The organism is Sinorhizobium americanum (assembly GCF_001651855.1).
Lineage (GTDB): Bacteria > Pseudomonadota > Alphaproteobacteria > Rhizobiales > Rhizobiaceae > Sinorhizobium > Sinorhizobium americanum.
This window is the reverse complement of sequence record NZ_LNQC01000049.1, coordinates 116477-132669: the sequence shown is the minus strand read 5'-3', so window position 1 is coordinate 132669 and position 16193 is coordinate 116477. Positions and strand designations below refer to the sequence as shown.

16 protein-coding genes and 1 pseudogene are annotated in these 16193 nt (G+C 62.8%); 7 read left to right on the top strand and 10 right to left on the bottom strand.

What is annotated here, in order from left to right; translation table 11 throughout:
• Positions 1–203 precede the first annotated feature (203 nt).
• Positions 204–662 (top strand): hypothetical protein, encoded by a 459-nt coding sequence (locus ATC00_RS11550; protein ID WP_064252846.1) that lies wholly within the window; start codon positions 204–206, stop codon positions 660–662.
• On the opposite strand, the gene ATC00_RS11545 is transcribed toward ATC00_RS11550, so the two are convergent.
• Both ATC00_RS11545 and ATC00_RS11540 read right to left on the bottom strand, forming a co-directional pair.
• Positions 652–1305, bottom strand: coding sequence for a response regulator (locus tag ATC00_RS11545; protein ID WP_064252845.1), 654 nt, complete (start codon positions 1303–1305; stop codon positions 652–654). The genes ATC00_RS11550 and ATC00_RS11545 overlap by 11 nt on opposite strands.
• The gene (locus ATC00_RS11540; protein ID WP_064252844.1) at positions 1302–2744 is read right to left on the bottom strand and encodes a sensor histidine kinase; all 1443 of its coding nucleotides are present in this window, start codon (positions 2742–2744) and stop codon (positions 1302–1304) included. The genes ATC00_RS11545 and ATC00_RS11540 overlap by 4 nt, the downstream gene beginning before the upstream one ends.
• 1004 nt (positions 2745–3748) lie before the next feature.
• On the opposite strand from ATC00_RS11540, the pseudogene ATC00_RS33915 reads away from it, so the two are divergent.
• Positions 3749–4063, top strand: a pseudogene (locus ATC00_RS33915) (hypothetical protein); the annotation flags it as partial.
• A 67-nt stretch (positions 4064–4130) separates the two neighbouring features.
• The gene (locus ATC00_RS11530; protein WP_064252842.1) at positions 4131–4919 is read left to right on the top strand and encodes an EAL domain-containing protein; all 789 of its coding nucleotides are present in this window, start codon (positions 4131–4133) and stop codon (positions 4917–4919) included.
• Between the two features lie 18 nt (positions 4920–4937).
• On the opposite strand, the gene ATC00_RS11525 is transcribed toward ATC00_RS11530, so the two are convergent.
• Positions 4938–5873 carry a LysR family transcriptional regulator gene (locus ATC00_RS11525; protein WP_064252841.1) on the bottom strand — a complete coding sequence of 312 codons (936 nt, stop codon included), beginning with the start codon at positions 5871–5873 and terminating at the stop codon, positions 4938–4940.
• A gap of 123 nt (positions 5874–5996) precedes the next feature.
• On the opposite strand from ATC00_RS11525, the gene ATC00_RS11520 reads away from it, so the two are divergent.
• Positions 5997–7427, top strand: a complete 1431-nt coding sequence (locus ATC00_RS11520) for an MFS transporter (protein WP_064252840.1) — start codon at positions 5997–5999, stop codon at positions 7425–7427.
• Positions 7428–7461: 34 nt separating this feature from the next.
• Here the strand turns inward: ATC00_RS11520 and ATC00_RS11515 are convergent, their stop codons facing one another.
• From ATC00_RS11515 to ATC00_RS11490, 6 genes are all read right to left on the bottom strand, one after another.
• Positions 7462–8370: a homocysteine S-methyltransferase family protein gene (locus ATC00_RS11515; protein WP_037382317.1), complete on the bottom strand. Its 909-nt coding sequence runs from the start codon at positions 8368–8370 to the stop codon at positions 7462–7464.
• A 112-nt stretch (positions 8371–8482) separates the two neighbouring features.
• Positions 8483–9757: a trans-sulfuration enzyme family protein gene (locus ATC00_RS11510; RefSeq protein ID WP_082912242.1), complete on the bottom strand. Its 1275-nt coding sequence runs from the start codon at positions 9755–9757 to the stop codon at positions 8483–8485.
• Positions 9758–9895: 138 nt separating this feature from the next.
• Positions 9896–10585 (bottom strand): ABC transporter permease, encoded by a 690-nt coding sequence (locus ATC00_RS11505; protein WP_064252839.1) that lies wholly within the window; start codon positions 10583–10585, stop codon positions 9896–9898.
• 9 nt (positions 10586–10594) lie between these two features.
• Complete coding sequence (locus tag ATC00_RS11500) at positions 10595–11317, bottom strand: ABC transporter permease (RefSeq protein WP_037382323.1); 723 nt, start codon at positions 11315–11317, stop codon at positions 10595–10597.
• Between the two features lie 70 nt (positions 11318–11387).
• Positions 11388–12155: a transporter substrate-binding domain-containing protein gene (locus tag ATC00_RS11495; RefSeq protein ID WP_037382325.1), complete on the bottom strand. Its 768-nt coding sequence runs from the start codon at positions 12153–12155 to the stop codon at positions 11388–11390.
• Between the two features lie 38 nt (positions 12156–12193).
• A complete protein-coding gene (locus ATC00_RS11490; protein WP_037382327.1) occupies positions 12194–12970 on the bottom strand; it encodes an ABC transporter ATP-binding protein in 777 nt (258 codons plus the stop codon).
• A gap of 260 nt (positions 12971–13230) precedes the next feature.
• On the opposite strand from ATC00_RS11490, the gene ATC00_RS11485 reads away from it, so the two are divergent.
• From ATC00_RS11485 to ATC00_RS11475, 3 genes are all read left to right on the top strand, one after another.
• The gene (locus ATC00_RS11485) at positions 13231–13704 is read left to right on the top strand and encodes an Lrp/AsnC family transcriptional regulator (protein WP_037382330.1); all 474 of its coding nucleotides are present in this window, start codon (positions 13231–13233) and stop codon (positions 13702–13704) included.
• Between the two features lie 29 nt (positions 13705–13733).
• On the top strand, positions 13734–14222 hold the full coding sequence (locus tag ATC00_RS11480) for a metallophosphoesterase family protein (RefSeq protein ID WP_064252838.1): 489 nt from the start codon (positions 13734–13736) through the stop codon (positions 14220–14222).
• Positions 14223–14374: 152 nt separating this feature from the next.
• Complete coding sequence (locus tag ATC00_RS11475; protein ID WP_064252837.1) at positions 14375–14956, top strand: alpha-ketoglutarate-dependent dioxygenase AlkB; 582 nt, start codon at positions 14375–14377, stop codon at positions 14954–14956.
• A 38-nt stretch (positions 14957–14994) separates the two neighbouring features.
• Here the strand turns inward: ATC00_RS11475 and ATC00_RS11470 are convergent, their stop codons facing one another.
• Positions 14995–16185 carry an NAD(P)/FAD-dependent oxidoreductase gene (locus ATC00_RS11470; protein WP_064252836.1) on the bottom strand — a complete coding sequence of 397 codons (1191 nt, stop codon included), beginning with the start codon at positions 16183–16185 and terminating at the stop codon, positions 14995–14997.
• Positions 16186–16193: the final 8 nt, after the last annotated feature.

Below are 16193 nucleotides of genomic sequence, written 5' to 3'. Positions count from 1 at the left end.
AGTGGGATGGGCGAATGTCCAGACGCGACGTGAGAAAGGTCCAAGAACACTCGATAAGGCAAGCCGCGGGTTGACGATTGATTTGCGCCGTGGGCAAGGTATTGCGAGAAAGGCGAGCACGAAGATCGCCGGATCGGCTCGACTCCAATAAGCCGGCCTTTGCTCGTCATGCTGATAGCCACTGCCAGGCGAATGGTGCGCCAATGATTTTTCTTAGCAGCAATGCCAAGACCAGCGGACGAAAGTTCGTGGCGGTCCTGTGCACCGTGACGATCGGCTTCGTCTTCGCAGGCCTGCCTTACAAGGCAACCCTGTCCGACTCCGCGCTCGAACTCTCGCTTCAATCCGCCCTCGCCAAGAATGGTGGCAATGGCGGCGGTAGTGGCGGCGGCAATGGCAATGGCGGCGGCAATGGCGGCGGTAACGGCAATGGAAAGGGCGGTTCGAACAGCAGCAGTTCGAGCAGCAGTTCCAGCGGAGCGAGGGCAAAAGGTGCGGCGGTCGGAACCTTCGGCTCGATCTTGAAAATTCGCCATGTCGAAGGAATAAGCGAAGAAATCAAAAACGGCCGCTACATCATGAAAGACGGCCGCGGGCGCACCATTGTGAACCGGCGCGCGACGTCGGCTGACCAGAAGCGGCTGCTATCCCTTATTGACTGAGCGGGCGGTCGAGGGCGTCGCGCAGCACCATCGCCGCCTCGGTCCGGTTGGCGACGTCGAGCTTTGCCATGATCTGCGTCATGTGGTGCTTGATCGTCTTCTCGTGCAGATTGAGCTTGCGAGCGACCTGCTTGTTGCTCATTCCCGATGCTACGAGATTGAGAACCTCCCGCTCCCGAGTGGTCAGGTCATGGATCAGGTCGAACTTGCTTGCCGGGGCGGGCGCGCTGTTGGACAGGAGCTTGGCCGAGAGTGTCGGAGCCACGTAGCTTTCGCCGGAGGCGACGGCGCGGATGACATCCGCCAACGCTCTCGATCCGATCCCCTTGAGGACATAGCCCTTGGCGCCGCCCTGCAGGGCGGTCTTGACGTCGTCGCCTGCCTCCGAAACGGTGAGCATGACGATCTTCTGCGCCGGAGCGATCTGAAGAATAAGCGGGACCGCCTCGAGCCCGCTCCCGGGCATCGAAATATCGAGCAGCATCACGTCGGGCGCCAGGTTCTCGGTGATTCTCAGCGCATCGTCGCGCGAGCCGCCTTCGGCTACGATTTCGAAGTCTTCGAGCTCCGATAGACTCCTCGTCACCCCCTCCCTGAACAGAGGGTGATCGTCGATTACCGCAACGCGAATCGCAGTCGTCATAGCTGCCCCACCTCCTCGATGCCGAGCGACATCCGGACAACCGTGCCCGGAGCGGCGCCGTTCAGTTCAAATGTTCCGCCGAGACTTTCTATCCGCTCCCTCAGACCGGCAAGCCCGAGGCTCGTCGGCCTTATCTTGTCCGGATCGAAACCAGGCCCGCCATCGGCTACCTCGATCCGCACCCTGTTGCCGTCCATGCTCTGCACGACACGCTGCCCAACGCCTCCGCCGTGTCGGTAGGCATTGTTCAACGCCTCCTGCACAAAACGGTATATGCATATCTTTGCCGAGGGGGAAAGGTGATCCGGCGGACGGGACAGCGACAAATCCACAGCCGAGCCGGTTCGCTGCCGGTGGGCGTGGACACAGCGCTCGAGTATCTCTCGCAGGCTCGCGGTTTCGATCTGCGGCAGGACCAGCCCGTTGCATATGGTTCGGATCTCACGCATCGCCTCGTCGAGACTTGCCTTGATCGCGGCGACCTCGCGTTCGCGCTTGTCTGTCGGGGTCGACGTGTTCATCAACGCCTCGCTATCTACCCTCAGCGACGCATAGGCCAGCAGCTGTGCGGGGCCATCATGCAGGTCCGCACCGATCCGACGCAGCATCTGTTCGTTGAGAGCGGTGGCCCGCTGCGACGCCTGCTGCAAGCGCCCGCGCAGCATCTCATTCTGCTCAAGCAGCGCGGAAAGTTCTTCGACGCGCTGCTTGAGCGCGAGGCGCTGCTTGTCGATCGTCCTGCTGCCGCGCATGACGATTGCCGAAAGCATGATGAAGAATGCAAGCGTAAAGCCGGCAACGGCCAGCCACGTCTGGATTCTGGCCCGGCCCAGGCTGAGCTCGAAATCATTGGCTATCTCATGAAACTCTGAAACCGCGACGACCTGTCCCGACCATGGCTGAAGCACGGGATTGTAGATTTCGAGAAGCGGCTTGTTTGCTGCGCGCTCGGTCTCGCCGTCGAGATCGTCGACCGGCGTGAACTGAGCCACGACCTCGCCGTCGAATGCCGCCTTCAGTTCCGGACTTAGCTCGAACCGTTTTCCGACCATGCTCTCTTCATTCGCATAGAGGATGGTGCCGTCCGCGCGCCAAAGTCGAAACGCCAGCAAACGGCCGCCGAGCGCGCCCTGACCAAGTGTCTCGTCGAGCGCCCGCGAAACGGTATCGTCGAGAACTTCGGTCGTTTGCATGTCCGGCAAAAGAGGCGCAATCACGCTGTCGACATAGAGCGCTGTCGTCGCCGCCGAGTTTCGGGTGACGGCGTCCTCGATAAGGCTCGTGACGAAGGCGCCGACCACGATCATTGCCGTGGCGGCGACGATGCCGCCGGCCATCAGGAACTGCTTCGCCAAGGGCTGGGCGTTCCATCTTGTGATCAGGTCATTGGCGCGCACGACAAATCTCGGGCTTGTCCGCTCGATTCGTTGGCGGCACATCGTTCGATTGATGCCGATATAACTACCGTCTCCTATAGGCGGGTCAATGGCACGCCACGTTTGCGCTGGTGGCTCGGACCTTTTGTGGCCCGTTCTGTCAGACCTAGGTCCGAGAAGTCAGCGCAATAGTCCGACAGCCATGGTGGCGCGACCTCGCTCAAGCTACCGTCGCCTTGGTAAGAAATCTGACGCCTCCAACCATGAGGCAAGTGAAACCAAGGAGGCCGGCTATGGCTATTTCCAAGACAATCGGAAGGAGCGTCCTTGCCCTGGCGATCGCGGTCGCTCCTCTTGCAACCGTGACCTTCGGCGCCTCGGGGATCGCTTTTGCCAAGGGTGGCAATGGAGGCGGTAACGGCGGTGGCAATGGCGGCGGAAACGGTGGCGGAAACGGTGGCGGCAATGGCGGAGGCCAGAGCAAGTCGCATTCCGGCAGTGGCAAGCAGGACAAGGCGCGATCCGGCAAGAGCAACAGCGATAAGACCCTGAAGTCGCTCTTTTCGCGCGGGACCAAGTCGAAGAAGACGATCAAGGCGGCCAAGCCGGTGAAATCCGGAAACGTCGCGGCGGGCAAGCCGAAAACGGTCGAACCAGAAAAAGTGAAGCTTGGCTCCGGGTTCAGTTCTCTGAAGCGGAACTATCACGCCTATCTCAACTCCAACGATCCACGCATGGCGGCGATCTCGGCCTATGCGATCGCCTATGCCGAGTTCGAATCCGAGAACGGCATCGACGTCATCCCCACCGATCCTGCCCTGAGCGACGAATCGCTCGCCGAGGCACTCGAAAGCTTCGATAAGGACGGCGTCGTGACAGACGACGAGCTTCTCGAGGTCAAGGAGATACTCGGCGTCGGCCCAGCAGTCGGCAAGATCGACCAGATACGCGAAACGCTGCCTGACACGTCAGATACATTGGACACTTCGGACGCCTCTTCCGACCTCTTGGAGACGGATCCGTTGGATCCGGACGAGGAACTTGAGAGCGCCGGGCGCCGTTCGGGATTCAGTTCGCTGAACCGGAACTATCACGCCTATCTCAACTCCAACGACCCGCGGATGGCCGCGATTTCCGACTATGCGATCGCCTATGCGGAGTTCGAGGCCGAGAACGGCTCCGACGTGATAGCGACCGATCCTGCCTTGAGCGACGAAGCGCTTCGCGAGGCACTTGAGAGCTTTAGCAAGGATGGCGTCGTGACCGACGACGATCTCGCCGAGGCCAAAGAGATACTCGGCGTTGGACCGGAGTTCGGCAAGATCGACGAAATACGCGAGACGCTGCCGGAAACCACTGACGACCTGGGTGTTGCGGAGTAAACCTGAGTTCGGACGGTGCCGGCAGCAGCCGGCATCCGTCCGCAATCCGTATGGGGCGGCTTGATCCATGAATTTGCAGACACGCGACGCGACCTGCGGTGCCGTGCGGGCGATGCAGCACGGACGGATCGGATTCTCCCTGCAACAGATAAACGCCGTCGCTGATCCGGGCGAGGTCCTCTATTCGAAGTGCCTCGCGAGATTCGTGGAGCCGGACGGTACGGTGAGAACCCGCGGAGAGTTCGCCACTTTCCCCGGAGCGTCGCAGGTCGCTCTGGCTTTCGGTCTCGATCTCCTCGACCTGGCATTTGAATGGCTCGCTTGCCATCCGTCGGACGTGCTCGGCTGCGACCTCTCGGACGAGATCATGGCAAACGAGCGAAGCTGCATGGTGTTGCACGACCTCCTCTCGCGGCACAGCACCTTGGCGACCCGCATGGTTCTCGAGGTCGCGCAGCCTCTGAAAACGCCATTCGCCGCGGACTTGCTCGGCAGCGCTCGCGCGATCGGCTATAGAGTTGCGATGGACCGGTTCGGGACCGGCAATGCGCTGTCGACGATCCCGGTCGATCTCGTGAAAATCGACGCATGTTTCGCGCAGCACCGCCTGGGCAATGCAGCGCCGATCCTGCGTGACCTGGTCGCTCTGGCCTCCTTTGCGGCATCGATTGTGGTTGTCGAAGGCATCGAAACATACGATCAGCTTGAGACCGCCAGGTGCGCCGGAGCGACACATGTGCAGGGGTTTCTCCTTTCGGAGCCAACTCTGCCGCCCGTCTATTCGCGCAGCGCAAGAGCATTCAAGCGAAGATATCGCCCCGCTTCTCTGCCGCCGCAGTGTTCGTGGCACCGGTAGCGATCGGAGCACATTCGATCAGCGGGCGGTACCTGCCTTCTTTTCCGACCGCGAGTCCGTCGGCGACTTCACGCAGATTGCCCGGACGCACTCCCGCAGCCAACGATGCGCCGGGTCGGCATCGAGCCGAGGATGCCAGAGCATCGACACCGTCATTTCCGGAATGCGGATCGGGATGGAAAAGCTGAACAGGCCATCGCGAAGATTGCCGGTGTGGCGCTCGGGAACGGTGGCGATCATGTCCGAGTTTCGCGCCAGAGCCAACGCGGGCGAAAAACCGCCGACGGTTGCGGTGATCTCCCGTTCGAGACCGAGCGCCTCCAGCGCGTCGTCGATCGGCCCGCTATCTCTACGGTGGCGGGCGACGAGGACGTGCTGCCCGGCGGCATAGCGGGCGGGCGTGATCTCGGCCCGGCAGAGCGCGTGCCCAACACGCACCACGCCGACGAAGCGGTCCCTGAACAAAGCCTGCGTGCGAACCTCCGGTCCCTGGCTCCCGCCTACGACGCCGGTCTCCAGATCGACGCTGCCATCGCGTAGCGGCGTGCTGTCCTTGTCGAGCTTCGGGACGAAGCGCAGCCGCACGCCCGGCGCCTCGGCGACTGCCTTGGCGATCAGGGCCGGCCCGAAATTCTCGACGAAGCCGTCGCTCGTGCGGAGCGTGAAGGTCCGCGCGAGCCGGCTGAGATCCAGCCGGTCGGCAGGCCTCAGCGCTGCCTCCGCCTCCTCGACCAGATGCCCGACCCGCTCACGCAGTTCGAGCGCGCGGGGTGTGAGGACGAGGCCGCGCCCCGCCCGCACCAACAGCGGATCGCCGGTCGTATCACGCAATCGCGCCAGTTGCCGGCTCATGGCGGAGGGGCTCAGCCGCAGCCTTCGAGCCGCGCCGGCGACGCTTCCTTCGGCAAGCAGCACATCGAGAGTGACGAGAAGGTTGAGGTCCGGGTGCGACATACGGGCGACGATAGCATGAATTCAACTCTAGCGTCAGGCGCACGAATGGAGTGCATATGATGCGTCTTCCGCCATGTCCGGCAACGGTCTACCTCTTGAGCGACGCCTATGAGAGGAGCGACGATGACATCATACCCGCAGGAGACGGTTGCCGCTCACATGGAGCAGCCGGTCTCGGTTCGTTGGACACTGGCCAGCCTTTCACTTTCGACACTGTTGGCCTCATTGGGAGTGAGCATCGCCAATGTCGGCTTGCCCACCCTGACCCAGGCCTTCTCCGCGTCGTTTCAAGAGGTGCAGTGGGTCGTTCTCGCCTATCTCCTGGCCATCACGACGCTGATCATCAGCGTCGGAAAGCTCGGCGACATCGTCGGCCGCCGCAAACTGCTGCTCGCCGGTATCGCGCTCTTCACGATCGCATCGGGCCTGTGCGGCGCTGCGCCGCATCTTTCGTGGCTGGTCGCGGCGAGAGCCCTGCAGGGGTTGGGCGCTGCAGTCATGATGGCGCTTGCCCTGGCCCTCGTCGGCGAGGTCGTCCCGAAGGAAAAGACCGGCAGCCTCATGGGGCTGCTCGGCACATTCTCGGCGATCGGGACGGCGCTCGGCCCATCGCTTGGGGGCGCGTTGATCGCCGGGTCCGGCTGGCGAGCGATCTTCCTGGTGATGGTGCCGATCGGTCTGCTGGCTTTGCTTCTCGCTTATCACACGCTGCCGGTGGATCGTCCGGCGACTCGAGCCGGCCGACCTGGCTTCGACGTCATCGGGACGCTGGCCCTCGTCTTCACCCTGGGCGCCTACGCGCTCGCCATGACCATCGGGCGCGGCAGCTTCGGTGCGACCAACCTGGTTCTGCTGCTGGCGGCCGTCTTCGGCATGTATCTCTTCCTATTGGTGGAGTCTCGGACTGGGTCACCCTTGGTCGATTTCGCGATGCTGCGTCAGTCGTCGTTGCGCTCGGGACTTGCCACGAGCATGTTGGTCGCGACGGTGATGATGGCGACCTTGGTTGTGGGGCCGTTTTACCTGTCGCTCGGTCTGCGGCTTGATGCGGCACTTGTCGGCCTGGTGATGTCGGCCGGACCGGTCGTCTCGGCGCTGACCGGAGTCCCGGCGGGTCGGCTCGTCGATCGCTTCGGCGTGTGGTGCATGGCGGCCACCGGCCTCGGCGCCATGGTGGCCGGTTGTCTCGCACTCTCGCTCGTTCAAAAAGCGCTCGGAGTCGCCGGCTATATCATGCCGCTCGTCATCCTCACCGGCGGCTATGCGCTCTTCCAGGCGGCCAACAATACCGCTGTGATGAAGAACGCGAAGCCGGAGCAGCGGGGCACCGTCTCCGGGCTCTTGAACCTCTCGCGCAATCTCGGGCTGATCACCGGCGCATCGATGATGGGTGCGGTCTTCTCCTTCGCCGCGGCGAGTGAGTCCGAGGCAGCCGCCGCCGCCGGCATGCGCGTCACTTTCGCCGTCGCCACGGTTCTGGTGGTCATGGCGATCGCCGTCGCAGTGGCAAGCCACGCTGTTGTGGTGAGGTCAAAATCCCAAGAGGCGCAGTGAGCCGGGGGCGGGTAGCCGTCCCGGCCCTTGCCGCTTAGCCCCTCAAGCAGCGTGCCAGGTTGTGAATGTGGCGAGCGCCGATGCCGCAGCAGCCGCCGACGATGGAGGCGCCGGCCTCGACCCAATCACAGGCAAAGCGTGAATAGCGGTCGGCGGTCAGGTCGGTGCGGGTGTGGTGAAGCGTCTCATTGGCAGCGCCCTCCGTCTCTTCCGCCTCGAAGGCGTTGGCATAGACGCCAATGCCGATAACCGCCTGCCTTTCCCTAAACGTGTGAGCCGCGACAGTGACGGCGCGCGCCATGACTTCCGGATGGCTGCAGTTGAACAGGAGCGCCTCGGCACCAGAGCCGGCCGCCCAGGCGGCGGCCGCGGCCACGGTTTCCCCGGATCGGAGCCTCGGCTCGTCGCCCTCCGGAGCTCCTGCATCATCGGCCAGGGTGAACGAGATCCAGAACGGCTTGCCGGTCGCCGCAACTGCGGCGCGCACCGCATCGCCTTCGGCGATCAAGCTCAGCGTTTCGCCGAGCCAGACATCGACATAGGGCGCCAATCCCTCGACGAGGACCTTCAGATAGTCCTGCACGCGCGAGGGGTCGAAGCGCTCGGGCTCGTAGGAGCCGAAGATCGGCGGCAATGAGCCAGCGACTAGGATCTTACGATCGGTCATGTCATCGGCGGCCTCCCGGGCGAGTCTTCCGGCCAATTCGATCAGCGAGCGTCCTTCGGAGCGGAAACGCTCCTCGCCGATGTGGAACGGCACCAGCGCATAGCTGTTGGTGGTGATCACATCGGCGCCGGCGTCGATGAATTCCCTATGGACACGCCCGACGATCTCCGGCGTTTCCATCAAGGCCAGCGCGGACCATTCCGGCTGCCTGAGTTCGGCGCCGAGCCGGATCAGCTCCCGGCTCATGCCGCCGTCGAGAATACGTATGTGGTTCATTGATGATCGACTCCAACTTTGCTGGTTCAGCGCCGGAGGGCCGCCGACGGCGCAAATGCCGTCAGCCGGTCCCGGGCGCTCGGGTGTTCGGTCGGGATTTTGTTGCGGGTCTTCATCGGAGCGCCTGATCGAGGTCGTCGATGATGTCCTCGACGGACTCCAGGCCGACCGACAGGCGGAAGACGCCATCGCCGGCAAAGGCGCGGTAATCGTCGAGCGACGCTCCTTTGAGCCCATAGGTCGACGTCATCATCTCGTTCGTATCGAGAAGCACGACGATGCTGCGCTGGTGGCCGAGCGAGAAGGCGTAGTGCACGACGCGTAGCCGGTCGGCGAGTTGGATTGCCATCTTCTGCGGGGCGTCCGTCTGGAATGTGAGGATGCCGCCGAAGGCATTCATCTGGCGCCGCGCCAGCGCGTGCTGGGGATGCGTGTCCAATCCGGGATAGGTGACCGATTTGACGCCCGGATGGCCGTCAAGAAAGCGGGCAAGCCGCAGCGCCGAATCCGATACTGCCCGCATCCTCGGAAAGAGCGTGTCGATGCCGCGCATAATGAGCCAGGCACTGTGGGCCGAGAGCGAAGCGCCGAGATAGACGCCGGCGCGCGAGCGGATTTTCTCGACAATCTGCTTGCGGCCGCAGACGATCCCGCCGAGCGCGTCGCCATGGCCGTTGATGAACTTCGTGAGCGAGTGGATCACGAGGTCGACGCCAAGGGAGAGCGGCCTTGTCGCGACCGGCGTGGCCAGCGTGGAATCGACCGAAACGAGTGCATCGCGCTGGTGGGCGAGTGCCGCCACGGCGGAAAGATCGGTCAATCGCAGGATTGGGTTGCAGGGGCTTTCGCAATGCACAAGCCGTGTGTTGGGCCGGAAGGCCGCGGCAACCGCATCCAGCCGCGACATGTTCACGGCGGTCACCTCGATGCCGTAGTCGGGCAGGATCCGGCGGGCCAGCTCGCTGGCGCCTGCGTAGCAGACATCGCTGATGATCAGGTGATCGCCGGCCTTGAGACAGGTCAGGAACATGGCGGCGATCGCTGCGAGACCGGTCGCGGTCGCGAGCGCGTCGTCGGCGCCTTCGAGTGCTGCCATGCGCTGCTCGAGCTGCCGCACGGTGGGATTGGTCCAGCGCGCATAGAGATATGGCAGCGCCGTCAGATCCTCGACGCCGTCGGCCGAAAAGGCGCCATCGCCCGGGGCAAGCAGATTGTTGACCGACATCGAGATATTGGGGGCGATCGCCTTCGTCGTCGGATCGATGACCAAGCCGCCGTCGAGCGCCAGGGTCTCCCAATGCAACGGGCGGTCGTCAGAATGCGGCCGGACCTTCGCCTGGCTGAGGCGATCCGCTAAGGCCGTGCTGTTCGATCGATTCAGGGACATGGGAGACCTTTCGAGATGCGTTCGACCGCGACTCTAGTGTTCTCCGAATGTTTTTGGCCGCTCAGCGGCTGCCAATCCGCCGAGAAAAGGCGCGATGAGGACCTCGGGCGCCGCCAAATCGACGAAGCAGTCATCGCGCTAGCGCCGTACCGGCACTTGCGCTTCGACGACCTTGAAGGCGCGGGTGATGATAAGCGTCAGGCAGACATAGAAGACGGTCACCACCATCAGGGGCTCGTAGACCAGCAGCGTGTCCTGCCGCACCTTGTAGGCCACCGCATAGAGGTCCATCACGGTCACGGTGAAGGCGAGAGGCGTTGCCTTCAATTGCAGCACGACTTCGCCGGCGATCGTCGGCAAGGCGATGCGAACGGCGCGCGGCAGCCAGATACGCCTGAGTAGGGTTGAGGAAGACATGCCGAAGGACCGGCCGGCCTCGAGCTCGCCCTTGGGCACGGCGAGAAGCGCGCCGCGCAGCACCTCGGCCTCGTAAGCGGCATAGTTCAGGGTGAAGCTCACGGCTGCGAAGAAGAAACCTTCGCGCAGGATCGGCCAGAGAAAGCTCGCGCGCAGGCCGGGGATCATCGGCAGCAGCGAGCCGACGCCGTAATAGAGCAGCCACAGCTGGATCAGCAGCGGCGTGCCGCGCAGGCAGGTGCAGTACCCGCGCGCGAAGAGTTTGAGCCAGCGCGGGCCGATCACCTGCGCGAGCGCGAGACCGATCGCCAGAATGAAGCCGAAGACGACCGAAATCACCAGCAGCAGCACGGTCTGGACCGCGCCGGCGGCAAGCAGCGGCCAATAGGAAAAGATCCACGAAAAATCCACGCGCCCCTCCTATGCTGTCGTCGGCTGGCCGCGCCGGAAGCGGCTTTCGAGCGCCGCGAACACGACGTTGGAAATCAGCGTTATGGCGAGGTAGAGGGCGGCGGAGGCGAGAAAAAACAGGAAGTAGTGCTTGGTGTTGCCGGCGGCGATGCGGGTCGCGAGCGCCAGTTCCTGATAGCCGACGACGGCGATCAGTGCGCTGTCCTTGGTAACCGACATCCAGAGATTGGCAAGGCCCGGCAGCGCATTCGGCAACAGGGCTGGCAGCACGATGCGGCGGAAGCGCAGCCGCGGCCGCATGCCGAAGGCGGCCGCCGCTTCGATCTGTCCGACCGGAATGGCGAGGATCGCGCCGCGAAACACTTCGGTCATATAGGCGCCCTGGACAATGCCGAGCACCGCGACGGCGGCAACGAAGCCGTTGATCTCGACCGCCGGAAGCCCGAGGGCGGAGAGGATGCGGTTCAGCCCGTCGGTTCCCGCATAATAGAGGCCGATGATCAGGATCAGTTCCGGAATGGCGCGAACGGCGGTCGTATAGAGGTCGAGGACGAAGCGAACCGGGCGATTGCCTTTCAGCTTGCCGATTGCGCCGACCAGGCCGATGGCGATGCCGACGAGATAGGCGCCAAGCGAAATCAGCACGGTCGAGAGCGCGCCGGCAAGAAGCACGCCTCCCCAGCCGGGGGGATAAGGGGAGAGCAGTTCCAGGAGCGATTGGCTGGACGACATCCGAGGCCTATTTGATCGAGTTCATAGGCAAAGGGCGATCGGCGCCGTCAGGCGCCGATCGCTCCTCCGGTCATTCGCCATAGGGATCGAAGTCGAAGTACTTCTTGGAGATTTCGGCATATTTGCCGCTGGCCCTGACGGCGGCGATTGCCGCGTTGAGCTTGTCGCGCAGCGCCGTGTCGTCCTTGCGCAGCCCGCCGCCGATGCCGGTTCCGAGGATCGCCGGGTCGTCCTTGACGTTGCCCTTGTCTTCGCAGCAATCCTTGCCGAAGTCCGATTTCAGGAACTCCGCCAGCGGAATGGCATCGCCGAAGACATAGTCGATCCGGCCGGCCGCGAGGTCCTGGAAGGCTTCGTCGAGCGTCGCATAGGTCTGTTCCGATGCCTTGTCGGCGAAATACTTCTTGTAATATTCGGACTGGATCGTCGAGACCTGGATGCCGATGGTCTTGTCGGCAACGTCATCGGCCGCTGCTCCCAACTTGCCGTCTTTGGCGCCGATCAGCTTGCTCGGGGTGTTGTAATATTTATCGGTGAAGTCGATGGTCTTCTTGCGCTCGTCGGTGATCGACATCGACGACCAGATGACGTCGAACTTCTTCGCCTCGAGACCCGGGATCAGGCCGTCCCAGGACATGTCGACAATCGAGCAGGTCTCCTTCATCTCGGCGCAGACCGCGTCCATCAGCTCGATTTCCCAACCGATCCATTTGCCGGACGGGTCCTTCGTGAAGAAGGGCGGGTAGGCCTCGTTCATGATGCCGAAGCGCACCTCCGCATTGGCCGCACCTGCAAGTGAGAAGGCCACGCCGGCCATCAGGATGGACATCAACTTCATTCGACTACCCCTTCTGTTTTCGTCGGAATGGAAACGGATCAATGGCTGAGACTGCCGGTGAATTCGCGGCAGCGCGCACTAAGCGGCGCACCGAAGACCTGGGCGGGCGGCCCCTCTTCCTCGACGCGCCCCTGATCAAGGAACATCACGTGAGTGGAGACGTCCCGGGCGAATTTCATCTCGTGCGTGACGAGGAGCATCGTGCGCCCTTCTTCCGCCAACCCGCGGATGACCTTCAGCACCTCGCCGACAAGCTCGGGATCGAGCGCCGAGGTGGGCTCGTCGAACAGCATCACCGCCGGGTCGACGCAGAGCGCGCGGGCGATCGCGGCGCGCTGCTGCTGGCCGCCCGACAGGAACGCCGGATAGGCGTGCCGTTTGTCGTAGAGCCCCACCTTGGACAGAAGAGCCTCGGCCCGTTCGGTCGCTTCCCTGCGGTTCTGCCGCAGCACATGAATTGGGGCCTCGATGACATTTTCGAGCACGGTCCTGTGGGCCCAAAGGTTGAAGCTCTGGAACACCATGCCGAGGCCGGTGCGGATCCGTTCGATTTGCCGCCAATTGGCGGGATGGGCGCGCCCTTCGCGGCCCGGCTTCATCAGAACCTCTTCGCCGCCGAAGACGAAACGGCCGCGGTCGGGGATCTCGAGAAAGTTGATGCAGCGGAGAAAGGTGCTCTTCCCCGAGCCCGACGATCCGATCAGCGAAATGACGTCGCCGTTTTGCGCCGATACCGATACGCCCTTCAGCACCTCGTGCTGCCCATAGCTCTTATGGACGTCTTCCACCAGCAAGGCGGCGGCGCTTCGCATCATTCCTGTCGTTCCTGGCGGTTTTTATGGTTATTTGGTCCGCGATAATATGGACACGCCTTGCGGTTTTGCCGCACATTTGCCGCAGTGACGCGGATTTTGCGCAGAACACGCTAAAAGATGCGGACTTACTGCGCTTTCTGTCCTTGATTTTTGAGAGATAGTGCGTTCGTGCGCAGGTGAAAGCTTCGGAAGCGGAAAGCGTGCTCACGACAAAGCTGCCTGAGATATTAGCTACGGCAAATCACCAACACGAGGAAACCATGACGGAGCCAGTGGATCAATTCGATCGGAAGATCCTCGAGATCGTGCAGCGCGACTGTCAGCTCAAGGCCGAGGCGATCGGCGACATCATCGGCCTGTCGGCGTCTGCTGTTCAACGCCGCCTCAAGAGGATGCGCGAGGACGGCATCATTTCCGCCGAGATCGCCCTTGTCGACCGCAAGGTCGCCGGAAATCCGATGACCTTCATCGCCGGCATGGAGATCGAGCGTGAGAACTACGATGCCCTGGCGAAATTCCGCACCTGGGTCGACAAGCAGGATCATATCCAGCAGGTCTATTACGTGACCGGGTCCGTCGATCTCGTGGCGATCATCACCGCCCAGGATGTCGCACAATACGACGAGATCACTGCGCGGATCATGTCGCAGAATCCTCAGATCAAGCGAATTCACACGAATGTCGTGCTCAAGGACGTGAAGCTCGGGATGTTCGTTCCGGTGACTTCCGACTAACTCGCATCCGGAAAGCAGCGGTTGCCAGGATGATATACTTTACGAGCGACACGCATTTCGGCGAACAGCGGGTGCTCAACATTGATCGCCGGCCCTTCTCCAGTCTGGCGGAGCACGACGCGGCGCTGATTGCCAACTGGAACGACACGGTCTCGCCGGAGGACGAAATCTGGCACCTCGGCGATTTCGCATCGAAGAAAAAAGGCTTTGCGGAAGATTTGCTCTCTCAGCTGAACGGCAGCAAACACCTGATCGTCGGCAACAACGATCCGCCCGCCACGGTCGAAGCGAGCGGCTGGCAGAGCATACAGCACTATGCGGAACTCACAGTCGACGGCCAATGCCTCATTCTCTGCCACTATCCTTTTCGGACCTGGAACCAGATGGGAAAGCGCTCGGTCAACCTGCACGGCCACTCCCATGGCCGCTTGAAGCCGCTGCCGCGCCAGTTCGACGTGGGCGTCGATGCCAGGGGCCTGCGGCCGGTCAGCCTCGCTAATCTTCTCCGGCGAGCCTGAACCGGAGTGCCCGGCATTCCAACTCGGAACGACTGCCGCGTCAGATCGTTTTCCCATGACCCGCGCGGCCGATATGCAGAGCCGATGGTCCATGCCGGTAGCCGCAGCCTGCCTTATCGCTGCGAGGAGCGCATTTCCGTGACGAGGGGCTCATGCAAGAAGATCTGTTCGGAAATCCGACCAGCAAGCTGCCGGATGGCTTTCGTTACGAAGCGGATATCATTCCGCAAGCACTTCAGGACCGCCTCCTCGAGGCAATACCTCAACTTTCTCTCCGGCCCTTCGATTTTCACGGTTTTGAGGGCAAGAGACGGGTAATCTCCTTCGGCTGGAAATACGATTTCAGCACGGAATCGCTTCGCAAAATCGATCCTATCCCGGCGATGCTCCTGCCGGTGCGCCAGTTGGCCGCGGATTTCGCAGGATTGCCCGCACAGGGATTGGAACAGGCATTGGTCACGGAGTACGATGCCGGGGCGCCGATCGGGTGGCACAAAGACAAGGGGGTTTTCGGAAACGTCGTCGGGATCTCGCTCCGGTCCGCCTGTACATTCAGGCTGCGCCGCAGAGCCGGTGGGAAGTGGGAGCGGGCTTCGATCGTTCTCGAGCCCGGCTCCGCATATCTGCTTTCCGGTTCCTCAAGGACGGAATGGGAACATTCCATACCGCCGGTTAGCCGGCTGCGATATTCGATCACGTTCCGGCAGTTGCTTCTGAAATACGGCCGGCGTTGAGCGCGTCACGAACCGGAGCATCGCGCCTGCCCAGTCGTTCAGGCGAGCACGCCGTCGGCGACATCGGCGGGCGAGGGCGATCGACCCGCGTCGATCAGTTTCTTGGCCGTCATATAGGCGCGCGCATCGTTGATCGCGTCGCAGGCCAGCAATGTCTCGCCGGCGAAATACCAATAGGAGCAGGAGCCCGGCTTGGCGCCCTTTCTCTCGACGATCCGGTCGTAGCCGCCGTTGAGGCCGGCGATCTGCAGCTTGACGTCGAACTGATCCGACCAGAACCACGGCCGCGGGCGGTAATCGCGTTTCGCGCCGAGCACGTTGGCGGCGACTGTTTCGGCCTGGTCAATCGCATGCGGCACGCTTTCGATGCGAATGCGTCGGCCATTCCACAGGAACGAGGCGCAATCGCCGGCCGCCCAGATCCCGGCTTCAGACGTCCTGCCCTGGGCATCGACCGAAACGCCGTTCTCGACCGCCAGTCCGGCCGCCTCGGCAAGAGCCACGTTCGGGCGGACGCCGATGCCGACGATTGCGAAGTCAACGTCGACGAATGAGCCATCTGAGAGCTGTGCCTTACCGACGCTGCCCTGGCCTTCCAGGGCAACAAGTCCGACGCCTTCGAGGAGTTTGACGCCGCGTTCGGCGTGCAGCGTCCGGAAATAGGCGGCGGTCTCGGCGGCGGCGACGCGCCCGAGGATGCGCTCCTGAAGCTCGACGAGCGTGACATCGACAGCCGCCTGGTTGAGGGCCGCAGCGACTTCCAGCCCGATATAGCCGCCGCCGACGATCAAGGCGCGCTTGCCGGCGGCGATATGCGGCGTGATCGCTTCGACGTCGCCGATCGTGCGCAGAGTGAAGACATTGGCAAGGCTTCCGCCGATCGCCTCCGGCAGAGGGATGGGCGCCGCACCCGTCGCAAGCACGAGACCATCATAGGCGAGGCTCTCCGGACCGAGTTCGATGCGCTTGTCAGCCGGCAAGATCCTCGTGACCTTCGTTGCGAGCCTGAGATCGATGCAGCGTTCGGCGTAGAAGGACGGGCCGCGAAGTGCAAGCCGGTCGGCGGCGAGCTTGCCTGTGAGATAGGCCTTCGAAAGCGGCGGCCGCTGATAGGGCGGATGGGATTCGTCGCCGATCAAAGTGATGCGGCCATCGAAGCCGAGCTCCCTGAGCTTCGCTGCGAGATTGCTGCCGGCCTGGCCCGCCCCGATGATCGCCACGTGACGCATGACGCCTT

Coding starts and splice junctions, on each gene's coding strand:
- ATC00_RS11550 (WP_064252846.1), top strand. CDS start 204: ATGATTTTTCTTAGCAGCAATGCCAAGACCAGCGGACGAAAGTTCGTG.
- ATC00_RS11545 (WP_064252845.1), bottom strand. CDS start 1,305: ATGACGACTGCGATTCGCGTTGCGGTAATCGACGATCACCCTCTGTTC.
- ATC00_RS11540 (WP_064252844.1), bottom strand. CDS start 2,744: ATGTGCCGCCAACGAATCGAGCGGACAAGCCCGAGATTTGTCGTGCGC.
- ATC00_RS11530 (WP_064252842.1), top strand. CDS start 4,131: ATGAATTTGCAGACACGCGACGCGACCTGCGGTGCCGTGCGGGCGATG.
- ATC00_RS11525 (WP_064252841.1), bottom strand. CDS start 5,873: ATGTCGCACCCGGACCTCAACCTTCTCGTCACTCTCGATGTGCTGCTT.
- ATC00_RS11520 (WP_064252840.1), top strand. CDS start 5,997: ATGACATCATACCCGCAGGAGACGGTTGCCGCTCACATGGAGCAGCCG.
- ATC00_RS11515 (WP_037382317.1), bottom strand. CDS start 8,370: ATGAACCACATACGTATTCTCGACGGCGGCATGAGCCGGGAGCTGATC.
- ATC00_RS11510 (WP_082912242.1), bottom strand. CDS start 9,757: ATGTCCCTGAATCGATCGAACAGCACGGCCTTAGCGGATCGCCTCAGC.
- ATC00_RS11500 (WP_037382323.1), bottom strand. CDS start 11,317: ATGTCGTCCAGCCAATCGCTCCTGGAACTGCTCTCCCCTTATCCCCCC.
- ATC00_RS11495 (WP_037382325.1), bottom strand. CDS start 12,155: ATGAAGTTGATGTCCATCCTGATGGCCGGCGTGGCCTTCTCACTTGCA.
- ATC00_RS11490 (WP_037382327.1), bottom strand. CDS start 12,970: ATGATGCGAAGCGCCGCCGCCTTGCTGGTGGAAGACGTCCATAAGAGC.
- ATC00_RS11485 (WP_037382330.1), top strand. CDS start 13,231: ATGACGGAGCCAGTGGATCAATTCGATCGGAAGATCCTCGAGATCGTG.
- ATC00_RS11480 (WP_064252838.1), top strand. CDS start 13,734: ATGATATACTTTACGAGCGACACGCATTTCGGCGAACAGCGGGTGCTC.
- ATC00_RS11475 (WP_064252837.1), top strand. CDS start 14,375: ATGCAAGAAGATCTGTTCGGAAATCCGACCAGCAAGCTGCCGGATGGC.
- ATC00_RS11470 (WP_064252836.1), bottom strand. CDS start 16,185: ATGCGTCACGTGGCGATCATCGGGGCGGGCCAGGCCGGCAGCAATCTC.